This is a genomic window from Pseudomonas sp. USHLN015 (genome assembly GCF_037153275.1).
Taxonomy (GTDB): domain Bacteria; phylum Pseudomonadota; class Gammaproteobacteria; order Pseudomonadales; family Pseudomonadaceae; genus Metapseudomonas; species Metapseudomonas tohonis.
The window spans coordinates 528,933-542,639 of sequence record NZ_JBBCKP010000001.1 but is presented as its reverse complement, the minus strand read 5'-3'; the positions used below and the strand labels follow the sequence as shown (position 1 = coordinate 542,639).

Below are 13,707 nucleotides of genomic sequence, written 5' to 3'. Positions count from 1 at the left end.
CAAGGGACTAGACCATGCATTTCACCATTCAACGCGAAGCCCTGTTGAAACCCCTGCAACTGGTCGCCGGCGTCGTCGAGCGCCGCCAGACCTTGCCGGTTCTATCCAACGTCCTGCTGGTGGTCGAAGGCCAACAGCTGTCGCTGACCGGCACCGACCTCGAAGTCGAGCTGGTTGGCCGAGTGACCCTGGAAGAGACCGCCGAGCCTGGCGAGATCACCGTACCGGCGCGCAAGCTGATGGACATCTGCAAGAGCCTGCCGAGCGACGCGCTCATCGACATCCGCGTCGATGAGCAGAAACTGTTGATCAAGGCCGGGCGCAGCAAGTTCACCCTGTCCACCCTGCCGGCCAACGACTTCCCCACAGTCGAGGAAGGCCCGGGTTCCCTCACCTTCAGCCTGGTACAGAGCAAGCTGCGTCGTCTCATCGAGCGCACCAGTTTCGCCATGGCCCAGCAGGACGTCCGCTACTACCTGAACGGCATGCTGCTGGAAGTCAGCGCCAACCTGCTGCGTGCCGTCGCCACCGATGGCCACCGCCTGGCGATGTGCTCCATGGAGTCCGGCATCGAGCAGGCCGACCGTCACCAGGTCATCGTGCCGCGCAAGGGCATCCTCGAACTGGCCCGCCTGCTCACCGAGCAGGACGGTGAGGTACGCATCGTGCTCGGTCATCACCACATCCGCGCTACCACTGGCGAGTTCACCTTCACCTCCAAACTGGTGGACGGCAAGTTCCCCGATTACGAGCGTGTGCTGCCTCGCGGTGGCGACAAGCTTGTGGTCGGTGATCGCCAGGCACTGCGCGAAGCGTTCAGCCGCACCGCGATTCTTTCCAACGAGAAGTACCGGGGCATTCGCCTGCAGCTCGCCTCCAGCCTGCTGAAGATCCAGGCCAACAACCCGGAGCAGGAAGAGGCCGAGGAAGAAGTGGCCGTCGAGTACAACGGCAGCAACCTGGAAATCGGTTTCAACGTCAGCTACCTGCTGGACGTTCTGGGTGTGATGACCACTGACCAGGTGCGTCTGATCCTCTCCGACTCCAACAGCAGCGCCCTGCTCCAGGAAGCGGGCAACGACGACTCCGCTTACGTCGTCATGCCGATGCGCCTGTAACCACTCGATGTCCCTTAGCCGCGTCACTGTCACCGCGGTGCGAAATCTGCACCCGGTGACACTCTCCCCCTCCCCTCGCATCAACATCATTCACGGCGCAAACGGCAGCGGAAAAACCAGCCTGCTCGAAGCGATCTATCTCCTCGGTCTCGCCCGCTCCTTCCGCAGCGCCAAGCTGCAGCCAGTCATCCAGTATGAACAACCGGCCTGCACCGTTTTTGGCCAGGTCGAACTGCTTGAAGGGCGTACCAGTAGCCTGGGCATTTCCCGAGATCGCCAGGGTGAGTTCCAGATCAGGATCGACGGGCAGAACGCCAAGAGCGCCGCGCAACTCGCCGAAACCCTGCCGTTGCAGGTGATCAATCCGGATAGTTTTCGCTTGCTGGAAGGCGCGCCGAAGATCAGGAGACAGTTCCTCGACTGGGGAGTGTTCCACGTGGAACCTCGTTTCCTTCCAGCCTGGCAACGCCTGCAGAAGGCCCTGAGACAGCGGAACTCGTGGCTCCGGCATGGTACACTTGACGCCGTTTCGCAAGCGGCTTGGGACCGGGAACTGTGCTTGGCCAGCGATGAAATCGATGGCTACCGAAGGGCTTACATACAGGCGCTGAAGCCGGTTTTCGAACGCACCCTGGGTGAGTTGGTCGAGCTCGACACCCTCAGCCTGAGTTACTACCGCGGCTGGGACAAGGACAGAGAGCTTGCAGAAGTACTCGCGTCCTCCCTCCTCCGGGACCAGCAGATGGGGCACACCCAGGCTGGCCCTCAACGAGCCGACTTGCGACTGCGCTTTGGAGCGCACAATGCGGCCGACATCCTCTCGCGTGGTCAGCAGAAGCTGGTGGTCTGTGCGTTACGAATCGCACAAGGCCATCTGTTGAACCAGGCGAAGCACGGCCAATGTATCTATCTGGTCGACGATCTTCCGTCTGAACTGGATGAGCAGCATCGACGCGCGTTGTGTCGATTGCTGGACGATTTGGATTGCCAGGTGTTCATCACCTGTGTCGATCGAGAACTAATGAGGGACGGCTGGCGAACGGATACGCCGGTAGCCATGTTCCACGTGGAACATGGCGGTATCACCCAGACCTTTGATCATCGGAGTGAAGCATGAGCGAGAACAACACGTACGACTCTTCCAGCATCAAGGTGCTGAAGGGACTGGACGCCGTACGCAAGCGCCCCGGTATGTACATCGGCGATACCGATGATGGTACCGGTCTGCACCACATGGTGTTCGAGGTCGTCGATAACTCCATCGACGAAGCGCTGGCGGGCTTCTGCTCCGAGATCAGCATCACCATCCATACCGACGAATCCATCACCGTTCGAGACAATGGCCGTGGGATTCCTGTGGATATCCACAAGGAAGAAGGCGTCTCGGCAGCTGAAGTCATCATGACCGTGCTTCACGCCGGCGGTAAGTTCGACGACAACACCTACAAGGTGTCCGGTGGCCTGCACGGTGTAGGTGTGTCGGTGGTGAACGCGCTTTCCGAAGAGCTGCGCCTGACCATTCGCCGCGCTGGCCAGGTCTGGGAGCAGATCTACCACCACGGTGTACCGCAATTCCCGCTGCGCCCGGTCGGCGAGACCGAGGGCACCGGTACGGAGGTCCACTTCAAGGCTTCCAGCCAGACCTTCAACAACATCCATTTCAGCTGGGACATCCTGGCGAAGCGCCTGCGTGAGCTGTCTTTCCTCAACTCGGGCGTGGGGATCGTCCTGCGTGACGAGCGCTCCGGCAAGGAGGAGCTGTTCAAGTACGAGGGCGGCCTGAAGGCGTTCGTCGAGTACCTGAACACCAACAAGTCCGTGGTGAACCAGATCTTCCACTTCAACATGCAGCGCGAGGAAGATGGCGTTGGCGTCGAAGTGGCCCTGCAGTGGAACGACAGCTTCAACGAGAACATCCTCTGCTTCACCAACAACATTCCCCAGCGCGACGGTGGCACCCACCTGGCGGGCTTCCGCTCGGCGCTGACCCGTAACCTGAACAACTACATCGAGCAGGAAGGGCTGGCGAAGAAATTCAAGATCGCCACCACCGGCGACGACGCTCGCGAAGGTCTCACCGCCATCATCTCGGTCAAGGTTCCGGACCCGAAATTCAGCTCGCAGACCAAGGACAAGCTGGTTTCCAGCGAGGTCAAAACTGCGGTGGAACAGGAAATGGGCAAGTATTTCGCCGACTTCCTGCTGGAAAACCCCAACGAAGCCAAGGCTGTGGTCGGCAAGATGATCGATGCCGCGCGCGCCCGTGAAGCGGCACGCAAGGCCCGTGAGATGACCCGCCGCAAAGGCGCCCTGGATATCGCAGGCTTGCCCGGCAAGCTGGCGGACTGCCAGGAGAAGGACCCTGCCCTCTCCGAACTCTACATAGTGGAGGGTGACTCCGCGGGCGGTTCTGCCAAGCAGGGTCGTAACCGCAGGACCCAGGCGATCCTGCCGCTCAAGGGCAAGATCCTCAACGTCGAGAAGGCCCGTTTCGACAAGATGCTGTCCTCGCAGGAAGTCGGCACCCTGATCACCGCGCTCGGTTGCGGTATCGGGCGTGAGGAATACAACATCGAGAAACTGCGTTATCACAACATCATCATCATGACCGACGCCGACGTCGACGGTTCGCACATCCGTACCCTGCTGCTGACCTTCTTCTTCCGTCAGATGCCCGAGCTGATCGAGCGTGGCTACATCTACATCGCCCAGCCGCCGCTCTACAAGGTCAAGCGTGGCAAGCAGGAGCAGTACATCAAGGACGACGAGGCCATGGATGAATACATGACCCAGTCGGCCCTGGAAGATGCCAGCGTGCATGTCAACGAGAGCGCCCCTGGCCTTGCCGGTGAAGCCCTGGAGCGCCTGGTCAACGAGTACCGCGTGGTGATGCGTACCCTCAAGCGCCTGTCGCGCCTGTACCCGCAGGAACTCACCGAGCACATGATCTACCTGCCCCGTGTGAGCCCGGAGCAACTGGCTGACCAGGCTGCCATGCAGGCCTGGCTGGAAGCCTTCCAGGAGCGCCTGAGGGCCTCCGAGAAGTCGGGCCTCACCTATTCCGCCAGCCTGCGTGAAGACCGCGAGCGCCACCTGTGGCTGCCGGAAGTGGAGCAGGTTGCGCACGGCCTGTCCCACTACATCACCTTCAACCGCGACTTCTTCGCCAGCAATGACTACAAGATGGTGACCGCGCTCGGCGACCAGTTGAACAACCTGCTGGAAGAAGATGCATTCGTGCAGCGTGGTGAGCGCCGCAAGGCCATCTCCAGCTTCAAGGAAGCCCTGGGCTGGTTGATGACGGAGAGCACCAAGCGTCACACCATCCAGCGATACAAAGGCTTGGGCGAGATGAACCCGGAGCAGCTCTGGGAAACCACGATGGATCCGAACGTGCGCCGCATGCTCAAGGTCACCATCGAGGACGCCATCGGTGCCGACCAGATCTTCAACACCCTGATGGGTGATGCGGTCGAGCCCCGTCGCGACTTCATCGAAAGCAATGCCCTGGCTGTGTCCAACCTCGACGTCTGAGTCCGGATCTGGAATGGCTCGAAGAAGAAGCCCCGGCATGTCCGGGGCTTTTTATTGGATTGGAAAGAAGGAAGACGCGATGAGCGATGCAGATCGGAATGCAGTGCCCAGCGACGAGGAGATCGCCGCCTACATGCAGCGACTGGTGCGTTCGGGAAGGGTGAAAGCGGCGGTGCTGGTAGCCCAGACGGAGAAGCAATTTCCGACGGCGGGAAGAGACAGGATCATTCGCTGCTACAACGCGCTGGACTCGAAATACCTCAAGGGTTAGCGCGATCGGAAAGAAGCTTATGCACTTTTTCCCGAGATTTCCTGTTGCTGCTGAAAGCCCCGCCAACCGGGGCTTTCAGCGATTCAAATGGCACAAAGCCGGTATTTAATCCACAGCTTATCCACAAATTCAGGCCTGGCTGGAAACCGGCTCGTCCAAGGGCTGTTGCTGGCCTTCGATTTCACGCTGGGCTTGTTCTACCCAGGCGTGGGCGCGGTCGTTGAGCTCGGCGATGGCGCGGGGGCCGGTGCCTTCGGCGAACATCAGCGGTCCGATGACGACCTGGATGGTGCCGGGGTACTTCGCCCAGCCTTCCTTGGGCCAGAAGCTGCCGGCGTTGTGGGCGATGGGCAGTACCGGCATGCCGGCATTCACCGCCAGCGCCGTGCCGCCACGGGAGAACTTGCCCATCTGCCCCACCGGGACGCGGGTGCCCTCCGGGAAGACCAGCACCCAGGCACCCTGCTTCAGGCGTTCGTCACCCTGCTTGGCCAGTTGCTTGAGTGCGGCCTTGGGGTTGTTGCGGTCGATGGCGATCGGCTTGAGCAGCGCCATGGCCCAGCCGAAGAACGGCACGAACAGCAGCTCGCGCTTGACCACCTGGCTCAGTGGCTCGAAGAAGCCGGAGAGGAAGAAGGTCTCCCAGGTGCTCTGGTGCTTGGCCAGGATCACACAGGGTTCGGCGGGTACGTTCTCCAGTCCGTGCACCTCATAGCGCACGCCGGCCACCACCCGGGCCAGCCAGGTCGCGAAGCGACACCAGCGCCAGACGACGAAGCGGTAGCGGGCCCGGAACGGCAGGAAGGGGGCGACGAAGAAGCTCAGCGTGCCCCAGACGAAGGCGCTGGACGACAGCAGCAGGTAGAAGAAGAAGGTTCTGATTGCCTGCACTGTCGTCATGGTGTCCTTGGCCTTAGTTGAGAAGGTGTGCGGCTATCGCCGCCAGATCGTCGAATAACAGGGTATCGCCCGGCAAACCCTTCGCCAGGGTGATCTCGCCCTTGCCGGTCCTAACCAGAACGGGCTGACAATCGACGGCCCGAGCGGCTTCCAGGTCACCACTGCTGTCGCCGACGAACCACACGCCGACCAGAGGTACGCCGTAGTGCGCAGCGATCTGGTGCAGCATGCCGGGCTTCGGCTTGCGGCACTCGCACCCGTCGTCCGGGCCATGGGGGCAATGCACGATCAGCCCCACTTCCCCGCCCTGCTCCGCCACCAGCTCGCGCAGGCGTGCGTGCATGGCATCGAGGGTTGCCAGGGGGTAGTAGCCGCGGGCGATGCCCGACTGGTTGGTGGCCACGGCCACGGTCCAGCCAGCACGTGACAGGCGCGCGATGGCCTCGATGGAGCCCGGGATGGGGATCCATTCGTCGACCGACTTGATGTACGCGTCGGAGTCCTGGTTGATGACACCGTCGCGATCGAGGATGAGTAACTTCATTAACAAGCCTCAAGCGGCAAGCCACAAGCTGCAAGCGTGCTCAAGACCAGGTCTTGTGGCTTGCTGCTTGTGGCTTGCAACCGCTTATCCCAATACCGAAATATCGGCGACGCCGAGGAACAGCCCGCGAAGCTTCGCCAGCAGGGCGTAGCGGTTGGCGCGGACGGCGGCATCTTCGGCGTTGACCAGCACCGCTTCGAAGAAGGCGTCCACCGGCTCGCGCAGGCTCGCCAAGTGGGCCAGGGCTTCGCTGTAGCAGCGAGCCGCCGCCATGGGCTGCACGGCACGCTCGGCGGCCGCCACGGCCTCGGCCAGGGCCTTCTCGGTGGCTTCCTGCAGCAGGGCTGCATCGACACTGGTCGGCACCGCGCCTTCGGCCTTGCTCAGCAGGTTGGACACGCGCTTGTTGGCGGCGGCCAGGCTGGCGGCTTCCGGCAGCTTTCGGAAGGCCTGCACGGCCTGCACGCGCTGGTCGAAGTCCAGGGCCGAGGTGGGTTGCAGCGCGCGCACCGAGAGGTACACGGCAACATCCACGCCTTCGTCTTCATAGCGTGCGCGCAGGCGGTCGAAGATGAAGTCCTGCACCTGGGCGGACAGGCCTTCGGCCTTCACCTTGGCACCGTACTGGGCGATGGCGAAGTCCACGGCGGCGGCGAGGTCCAGGTCGAGCTGTTTCTCGATGAGGATGCGCAGCACCCCCAGGGCCTGGCGACGCAGGGCGAAGGGGTCCTTGCTGCCGGTGGGCAGCATGCCGATGCCGAAGATGCCCACCAGGGTATCCAGCTTGTCGGCCACGGCCAGGGCGGCCCCGGTCAGGGTCTGCGGCAGCTCGGCGCCGGCACCGCGCGGCATGTACTGCTCGTTCAGCGCCTGGGCGACGTCGTCGGCCTCACCGTCGTTCTTCGCGTAGTAGTAGCCCGCGATGCCCTGCATCTCGGGGAACTCGCCGACCATCTCGGTGGCCAGGTCGCACTTGGCGAGGATGCCGGCACGGGCCGCCTTGACCGGGTCGGCGCCAACCTGCTCGGCGACGTAGGCGGCCAGCGCTGAAACGCGCTCGGCCTTCTCGAATACGGTGCCGAGCTGGGCCTGGAACACCACGTTCTTCAGGCGCTCGTTGAAGGTCTCGAGCTTCTGCTTCTTGTCCTGCTTGAAGAAGAACTCGGCGTCGGTCAGGCGCGGGCGCACGACCTTCTCGTTGCCCGAGATGATCTGTGCCGGGTCCTTGCTCTCGACGTTGGCCACGGTGATGAAGCGCGGCAGCAGCTTGCCGTTGGCATCCAGCAGGCAGAAGTACTTCTGGTTGTCCTGCATGGTGGTGATCAGCGCTTCCTGGGGCACCTCGAGGAAGCGTTCCTCGAAGGAGCACACCAGCGGGACCGGCCACTCGACCAGCGCGGTGACCTCGTCCAGCAGGTCGGCGGGCACCACGGCGCTGCCCTTCTGCTCGGCCGCCAGCTCGGCGACGCGGCGGGCGATGATTTCGCGCCGCTCGGCGAAGTCGGCCAGCACGTGGGCGGCGCGCAGGTCGTCCAGGTAGCTGGCGGGGCTGCCGATGCGCACCTGGTCGGGATGGTGGAAGCGATGGCCACGGGATTCGCGGCCCGCCTTCTGGGCGAGGATCTCGCACTCGACCACGTCATCGCCGAACAGCACGACCAGCCACTGGGTGGGGCGCACGAACTCCTCGCGACGTGCCGCCCAGCGCATGCGCTTGGGGATCGGCAGGGCGGCCAGGGAGGCCTCGATGATGCCAGCCAGCAGGCCGGCCGCGGCCTGGCCGGGGATGGTCTGGCTGAACTTCAGCTTGGGGCCGCTCTTGTCGATCTGTTCGAGGTCGACGCCGCACTTCTTGGCGAAGCCGAGGGCGGCCTGGGTCGGGTTGCCGGCGGCGTCGAAGGCGGCCTGCAGCGGCGGGCCGTCGAGGTTGACGCTGCGGTCGGGCTGCTGGGTGGCCAGTTGCTCGATCTGCACCGCCAGGCGGCGCGGGGCGGCGTAGACGCGGGCAGCGCCGTGGCTCAGGCCGGCGCTCTTGAGGCCGCCGAGGATGCCGGCGAGGAAGGCGTCACCGAGGGCCTTGAGGGCCTTGGGCGGCAGCTCTTCGGTGCCCAGTTCGACGAGGAAATCTTGTGCACTCATTCTGCCGCCTCCAGCTTGGCCAGTACTTCGTCACGCAGTTCGGGGGTGGCCATGGGGAAGCCCAGGCGCGCGCGCGCCTGCAGGTAGCTTTGCGCCACGGCGCGGGCCAGCGTGCGTACGCGCAGGATGTAGCGCTGGCGCTCGGTCACCGAGATGGCGCGGCGGGCATCCAGCAGGTTGAAGGTGTGGGAGGCCTTGAGAACCATCTCGTAGGTCGGCAGCGGTAGCTGCAGCTCGATCAGGCGGTTGGCCTCGCTCTCGTAGAAGTCGAACAGCTCGAACAGCTTCGGCACGTTGGCGTGCTCGAAGTTGAAGGTCGACTGCTCCACCTCGTTCTGGTGGAACACATCGCCATAGGTGACGGTGCCGAACGGGCCGTCGGTCCAGATCAGGTCGTAGACCGAGTCCACGCCCTGCAGGTACATGGCCAGGCGCTCCAGGCCGTAGGTGATCTCGCCGGTCACCGGGTAGCACTCGATGCCACCGACCTGCTGGAAGTAGGTGAACTGGGTGACTTCCATGCCGTTCAGCCAGATTTCCCAACCCAGGCCCCAGGCGCCGAGCGTGGGGGATTCCCAGTTGTCCTCGACGAAGCGGATGTCGTGAACCAGCGGATCGATGCCGATGCGCTTGAGCGAGCCCAGGTACAGCTCCTGGAAGTTCTCCGGGTTCGGCTTGAGTACCACCTGGAACTGGTAGTAGTGCTGCAGGCGGTTGGGGTTCTCGCCATAGCGGCCGTCGGTCGGACGGCGGGAGGGCTGCACGTAGGCGGCGTTCCAGGTTTCCGGGCCGATGGCACGGAGGAAGGTTGCGGTGTGGAAGGTGCCGGCGCCAACTTCCATATCGTAGGGCTGCAGCACCACGCAACCCTGCTCCGCCCAGTACTGCTGCAGGGCGAGGATCAGGTCTTGGAAGGTGCGCACGGCAGGCATAGTCTGGCTCACGAAATTTACCTGTGCTGAGGCTGCGACAAAGCCGGGGAGTATACCCGATCGAATCCCGCCGGACCCAGCAGCCACAGGCGTTTCGCTGATTGATCCACAGGCGGCCGGCGCGCGCTTCCCACGCTCGTTTTCCGGCTCTTCCATTACTGGTTTTTTATACAGTCGGGTGCGTATAGTGCGCTTTTTCCCGTTCCAGGAAGGAATGCCATGCCCCGCTGCTTCTGGTGCAACGACGACCCGCTCTACATCGACTACCACGACACCGAATGGGGCGTGCCCCAGCGCGATCCGCAGTGGCTCTTCGAGATGCTGCTGCTGGAAGGCTTCCAGGCCGGGCTGTCGTGGATCACCGTGCTGAGGAAGCGCGAGCGCTACCGCCAGGTGATGTTCGGCTTCGATGCGGCGCGCCTGGCACGCATGAGCGACGAGGAGATCGAGGAGCGCATGCAGGACCCCGGCATCATCCGCAACCTGGCCAAGCTCAGGGCCGCGCGGCAGAACGCCCAGGCCTGGCTGCGCCTGGAGGACCCGGTGGCGCTGCTCTGGTCCTTCGTCGGCGGCACGCCGCGCATCAACCACTTCAGTGGGCGTGGCGAGGTGCCGGCAGTGACGCCCGAGGCGGAGGCCATGAGCAAGGCGCTGAAGAAGGCCGGCTTCACCTTCGTCGGGCCGACCATCTGCTACGCCTTCATGCAGGCCGCCGGGATGGTCATGGACCACACCACCGACTGCGATCGCTACCAGGCGCTGAAGGGCTGAAGTCTCCGTCTGGACCAATTGGTCATCGACGCTGGCGCGCGGCTGGTTAGAATACGCGCCTCGTCGATTCCTGGAGTTGCCCGTGGAGAAGTTCAAAGGCGCGCTGGTCGTGGGGTTTCTGCGGCTCTTCGCTCTGCTGCCCTGGGGCGTGGTCCAGCGCCTGGGGGCCGCCATCGGCTGGCTGATGTGGCGCCTGCCGAACCGCTCGCGCGAGGTGGTGCGCATCAACCTGTCCAAGTGCTTCCCGGAGCTGAGCGCTGCGGAGCTGGACGAACGCACCCGCCTCAGCCTCATGGACATCGGCCGCACCCTGACCGAAAGCGCCTGCGCCTGGATCTGGCCTGCGCAAAAGTCCATCGGCCTGGTGCGCGAGGTGGAAGGCCTGGACGTGCTGCAGGAGGCCTTGGCCAGCGGCAAGGGCGTGGTGGGCATCACCAGCCACCTGGGCAACTGGGAAGTGCTCAACCACTTCTATTGCGACCAGTGCAAACCGATCATCTTCTACCGCCCGCCGAAGCTGAAGGCGGTGGACGAGCTGCTGCGCAAGCAGCGCGTGCAACTGGGCAACCGCGTGGCCCCCTCCACCCGCGAAGGCATCCTCAGCGTCATCAAGGAAGTGCGCCGGGGCGGTGCCGTGGGCATTCCGGCCGACCCGGAGCCGAGCCTCTCCAGCGGCCTTTTCGTGCCCTTCCTCGGCACCACCGCGCTGACCAGCAAGTTCGTCCACGGCATGCTCGCCGGCGGCAAGGCCCGTGGCGTGTTCCTGCATGCGCTGCGCCTGCCCGACGGCACAGGCTTCAAGGTCATACTCGAGGCGGCGCCCGAGGCGATGTACAGCGAGGACGTCGAGACCTCGGTCGCGGCCATGAGTGGCGTGGTGGAGCGCTACGTGCGTGCCTACCCGACCCAGTACATGTGGAGCATGAAGCGTTTCAAGAAGCGCCCCGAGGGCGAGCAACGCTGGTATTGAGGCGCCTTATGGCGCCTTTTTTCCGTCACCGCTGTGCGGCGCCCCGGTTTTAGGCTATTAACGGCACACCACGGCTGAGGATGGCGAACAGACGATGTCGAACCAGCGGCAGTACCCGCGCACTCCGATGAAGTGCCGGATCAAGATCAGTCACGAGAGCTTCGGCGAACTCTTCGCCCAGACGCGCGACCTCTCCGACGGCGGCGTCTATGTGCGTCATCCCGATCTGGTTGCGTTGCCGCTGGGCACCGTAGTCACCGGCCAGGTGCAGGACCTGCCCTTCGAGGCGCCGGTGTTGCAGATGGAGATCATGCGTGCCGACGGCGAAGGCGTCGGGTTGCGCTTCCTCGACCGCTAGTCCGCTTCGGCCGCCATCAGCACCAGGTCTTCACAGCCCTTGCGGCGGCAACCCCAGCGATACTCTTCCCGCGTCGGCCCGTCGCCGCGCCAGGTGGTGGCCGTGGCGGCGCCGTTGATGCGGAAGTTCCACACCTGCCCCGCCCCATCGTGCAGGCGCCCCTCGATGCTGCACGGCAGCCAGTAGAACTGGTGGTGCAGCACCACGCCGTCGAGCAGCTCGCCCAGCTGGAAGAAGCGCTCGACCTGTTTCGGCGACAGCGACCACTGCTTGCAGGCATCGGCCATCGCCATGTCGGAATTACTGACCCCCTCGAACAGTGGGCGCGAGGCGTCGAGCACCGTGAATGGGCCCCTGGGGTCGGCGGCCTGGGCACCCAGCGGCAGGGCCAGCGCCAGGGCGAGGGCGAAGGGACGATGCATCCGCATGAGGGCGCTCAACTGGCGGGCGCCTCGCGGTCCAGGCGCTTGAGGAACACCGACATCTCCTTCTCGGCCTGCTTGTCGCCATGGGCCCGGGCGGCGTCCAGGCCGCGTTCCCAGGCTTCGCGGGCAGCCGAGTCGTCACCACTGGCCTGCAATGCCTTGCCCAGGAGCTTCCAGGCGGCGGAGTACTTCGGGTCCTGCTCCACGCAGCGGGCCAGGTGCCCGGCCGCGCGGATGGCGTCGCCCTGGTCGAGGTAGCCCTTGCCCAGGCCGAAGCGCAGCAGCGGGTTGTCGGTGCCCTTGGCGAGCATCTTCTCCAGTCCTTCGAGCATGGCGCTCTCCTTGTTGGCGGCGATCCGGCGGGCAGGCCTCAGAAGAAGGTGAGGCCCACCTGGAACAGACGCTCGGCGTCGCGGATGTACTTCTTGTCGACGAGGAACAGGATCACATGGTCGCCGGACTCGATCACCGTATCGTCGTGGGCGATCAGCACCTCGTCGTTGCGGATGATGGCGCCGATGGTGGTGCCCGGCGGCAGGGCGATGTCCTCGATCATGCGGCCCACCACCTTGCTCGACTTGGCGTCGCCATGGGCGATGGCCTCGATGGCTTCGGCCGCCCCGCGGCGCAGGGAGTGCACGCTGACGATGTCGCCACGGCGCACGTGGGTCAGCAGGGTGCCGATGGTGGCCAGCTGCGGGCTGATGGCGATGTCGATGTCGCCGCCCTGCACCAGGTCGACGTAGGCGGGGTTGTTGATGATGGTCATCACCTTGCGCGCGCCCAGGCGCTTGGCCAGCAGCGAGGACATGATGTTGGCCTCGTCGTCGTTGGTCAGCGCCAGGAAGATGTCGGCATCGTTGATGTTCTCCTCTACCAGCAGGTCGCGGTCGGAGGCGCTGCCCTGCAGCACCACGGTGCTGTCGAGGGTGTCGGAGAGGTAGCGGCAGCGGGCCGGGTTCATCTCGATGATCTTCACCTGGTAGCGGCTCTCGATGGCCTCCGCCAGGCGCTCGCCGATGTGGCCGCCACCGGCGATGACCACGCGCTTGTAGCTGTCCTCCAGACGGCGCATCTCGCTCATCACCGCACGGATGTGCGCCTTGGCGGCGATGAAGAACACCTCGTCGTCGGCCTCGATCACCGTGTCGCCCTGGGGCGTGATCGGGCGGTTGCGACGGAAGATCGCGGCGACGCGGGTATCGACGTTGGGCATGTGCTGGCGCAACTGGCGCAGCTCCTGCCCCACCAACGGGCCGCCGTAGTAGGCCTTGACGCCCACCAGTTGGGCCTTGCCCTCGGCGAAGTCGATCACCTGCAGGGCGCCGGGGTACTCGATCAGGCGCTTGATGTAGTTGGTGACCACCTGCTCGGGGCTGATCAGCACGTCGACCGGGATGGCCTCGTTGTCGAACAGGCCGGCTCGGGTCAGGTAGGCCGCCTCGCGCACGCGGGCGATCTTGGTCGGCGTATGGAACAGGGTGTAGGCGACCTGGCAGGCCACCATGTTCACCTCGTCGCTGTTGGTCACCGCCACCAGCATGTCGGCGTCGTCGGCGCCGGCCTGGCGCAGCACGGTGGGGAAGGAACCCCGCCCTTGCACGGTGCGGATATCGAGACGGTCGCCGAGGTCGCGCAGGCGGTCGCCGTCGGTGTCCACCACCGTGATGTCGTTGGCTTCGCCGGACAGGTGCTCGGCGAGGGTGCCGCCGACCTGTCCCGCACCGAGGATGATGATCTTCACT

Annotated in this window: 14 protein-coding genes; 7 read left to right on the top strand and 7 right to left on the bottom strand. The window is 64.4% G+C overall.

The window, feature by feature from the left end; genetic code table 11:
• The first annotated feature begins 14 nt into the window (after window positions 1–14).
• From dnaN to WFQ67_RS02555, 4 genes are all read left to right on the top strand, one after another.
• Window positions 15–1,118: a DNA polymerase III subunit beta gene (dnaN, locus tag WFQ67_RS02570; protein ID WP_337056091.1), complete on the top strand. Its 1,104-nt coding sequence runs from the start codon at window positions 15–17 to the stop codon at window positions 1,116–1,118.
• 7 nt (window positions 1,119–1,125) lie between these two features.
• Window positions 1,126–2,235 carry a DNA replication/repair protein RecF gene (gene recF / locus WFQ67_RS02565; protein WP_213627396.1) on the top strand — a complete coding sequence of 370 codons (1,110 nt, stop codon included), beginning with the start codon at window positions 1,126–1,128 and terminating at the stop codon, window positions 2,233–2,235.
• Window positions 2,232–4,652: a DNA topoisomerase (ATP-hydrolyzing) subunit B gene (gene gyrB / locus WFQ67_RS02560; protein ID WP_337056090.1), complete on the top strand. Its 2,421-nt coding sequence runs from the start codon at window positions 2,232–2,234 to the stop codon at window positions 4,650–4,652. Before recF ends, gyrB begins: the two co-directional genes overlap by 4 nt.
• A 79-nt stretch (window positions 4,653–4,731) precedes the next feature.
• Window positions 4,732–4,923 (top strand): hypothetical protein, encoded by a 192-nt coding sequence (locus tag WFQ67_RS02555; RefSeq protein WP_173174627.1) that lies wholly within the window; start codon window positions 4,732–4,734, stop codon window positions 4,921–4,923.
• Between the two features lie 129 nt (window positions 4,924–5,052).
• Here WFQ67_RS02555 and WFQ67_RS02550 read toward each other — a convergent pair whose 3' ends face one another.
• The 4 genes from WFQ67_RS02550 to glyQ form a co-directional block, all read right to left on the bottom strand.
• Window positions 5,053–5,823 carry a lysophospholipid acyltransferase family protein gene (locus tag WFQ67_RS02550; protein ID WP_173174629.1) on the bottom strand — a complete coding sequence of 257 codons (771 nt, stop codon included), beginning with the start codon at window positions 5,821–5,823 and terminating at the stop codon, window positions 5,053–5,055.
• Between the two features lie 13 nt (window positions 5,824–5,836).
• The gene (gene gmhB, locus WFQ67_RS02545; RefSeq protein WP_213627400.1) at window positions 5,837–6,373 is read right to left on the bottom strand and encodes a D-glycero-beta-D-manno-heptose 1,7-bisphosphate 7-phosphatase; all 537 of its coding nucleotides are present in this window, start codon (window positions 6,371–6,373) and stop codon (window positions 5,837–5,839) included.
• A gap of 78 nt (window positions 6,374–6,451) precedes the next feature.
• Window positions 6,452–8,506 (bottom strand): glycine--tRNA ligase subunit beta, encoded by a 2,055-nt coding sequence (gene glyS / locus WFQ67_RS02540; protein WP_337056089.1) that lies wholly within the window; start codon window positions 8,504–8,506, stop codon window positions 6,452–6,454.
• The gene (gene glyQ, locus WFQ67_RS02535) at window positions 8,503–9,450 is read right to left on the bottom strand and encodes a glycine--tRNA ligase subunit alpha (RefSeq protein WP_111259243.1); all 948 of its coding nucleotides are present in this window, start codon (window positions 9,448–9,450) and stop codon (window positions 8,503–8,505) included. Before glyQ ends, glyS begins: the two co-directional genes overlap by 4 nt.
• A gap of 207 nt (window positions 9,451–9,657) precedes the next feature.
• Here glyQ and WFQ67_RS02530 point away from each other — a divergent pair, with 207 nt between their 5' ends.
• From WFQ67_RS02530 to WFQ67_RS02520, 3 genes are all read left to right on the top strand, one after another.
• Window positions 9,658–10,209: a DNA-3-methyladenine glycosylase I gene (locus WFQ67_RS02530; protein ID WP_173174633.1), complete on the top strand. Its 552-nt coding sequence runs from the start codon at window positions 9,658–9,660 to the stop codon at window positions 10,207–10,209.
• Between the two features lie 82 nt (window positions 10,210–10,291).
• Complete coding sequence (locus WFQ67_RS02525; RefSeq protein WP_173174635.1) at window positions 10,292–11,179, top strand: lysophospholipid acyltransferase; 888 nt, start codon at window positions 10,292–10,294, stop codon at window positions 11,177–11,179.
• Between the two features lie 94 nt (window positions 11,180–11,273).
• Window positions 11,274–11,537: a PilZ domain-containing protein gene (locus tag WFQ67_RS02520; RefSeq protein WP_173174637.1), complete on the top strand. Its 264-nt coding sequence runs from the start codon at window positions 11,274–11,276 to the stop codon at window positions 11,535–11,537.
• Here the strand turns inward: WFQ67_RS02520 and WFQ67_RS02515 are convergent.
• The 3 genes from WFQ67_RS02515 to trkA are packed head-to-tail and all read right to left on the bottom strand — an operon-like array spanning window position 11,534 to window position 13,706.
• Entirely contained in the window at window positions 11,534–11,965 is a 432-nt protein-coding gene (locus tag WFQ67_RS02515; protein ID WP_271104375.1) for a hypothetical protein, read from the bottom strand. The two genes, WFQ67_RS02520 and WFQ67_RS02515, sit on opposite strands and share 4 nt — an antisense overlap.
• An 8-nt stretch (window positions 11,966–11,973) precedes the next feature.
• On the bottom strand, window positions 11,974–12,294 hold the full coding sequence (locus WFQ67_RS02510; protein WP_337056088.1) for a tetratricopeptide repeat protein: 321 nt from the start codon (window positions 12,292–12,294) through the stop codon (window positions 11,974–11,976).
• A 38-nt stretch (window positions 12,295–12,332) separates the two neighbouring features.
• The gene (gene trkA / locus WFQ67_RS02505; RefSeq protein WP_021219935.1) at window positions 12,333–13,706 is read right to left on the bottom strand and encodes a Trk system potassium transporter TrkA; all 1,374 of its coding nucleotides are present in this window, start codon (window positions 13,704–13,706) and stop codon (window positions 12,333–12,335) included.
• Window position 13,707 lies beyond the last annotated feature (1 nt).

What these genes read in the sequence shown, in the direction of transcription:
- WFQ67_RS02510 (WP_337056088.1), bottom strand. Translation starts at nt 12,294, where the DNA reads ATGCTCGAAGGACTGGAGAAGATGCTCGCCAAGGGCACCGACAACCCG.
- gyrB (WP_337056090.1), top strand. Translation starts at nt 2,232, where the DNA reads ATGAGCGAGAACAACACGTACGACTCTTCCAGCATCAAGGTGCTGAAG.
- dnaN (WP_337056091.1), top strand. Translation starts at nt 15, where the DNA reads ATGCATTTCACCATTCAACGCGAAGCCCTGTTGAAACCCCTGCAACTG.
- glyS (WP_337056089.1), bottom strand. Translation starts at nt 8,506, where the DNA reads ATGAGTGCACAAGATTTCCTCGTCGAACTGGGCACCGAAGAGCTGCCG.
- WFQ67_RS02520 (WP_173174637.1), top strand. Translation starts at nt 11,274, where the DNA reads ATGTCGAACCAGCGGCAGTACCCGCGCACTCCGATGAAGTGCCGGATC.
- WFQ67_RS02550 (WP_173174629.1), bottom strand. Translation starts at nt 5,823, where the DNA reads ATGACGACAGTGCAGGCAATCAGAACCTTCTTCTTCTACCTGCTGCTG.
- recF (WP_213627396.1), top strand. Translation starts at nt 1,126, where the DNA reads ATGTCCCTTAGCCGCGTCACTGTCACCGCGGTGCGAAATCTGCACCCG.
- WFQ67_RS02530 (WP_173174633.1), top strand. Translation starts at nt 9,658, where the DNA reads ATGCCCCGCTGCTTCTGGTGCAACGACGACCCGCTCTACATCGACTAC.
- WFQ67_RS02555 (WP_173174627.1), top strand. Translation starts at nt 4,732, where the DNA reads ATGAGCGATGCAGATCGGAATGCAGTGCCCAGCGACGAGGAGATCGCC.
- WFQ67_RS02515 (WP_271104375.1), bottom strand. Translation starts at nt 11,965, where the DNA reads ATGCGGATGCATCGTCCCTTCGCCCTCGCCCTGGCGCTGGCCCTGCCG.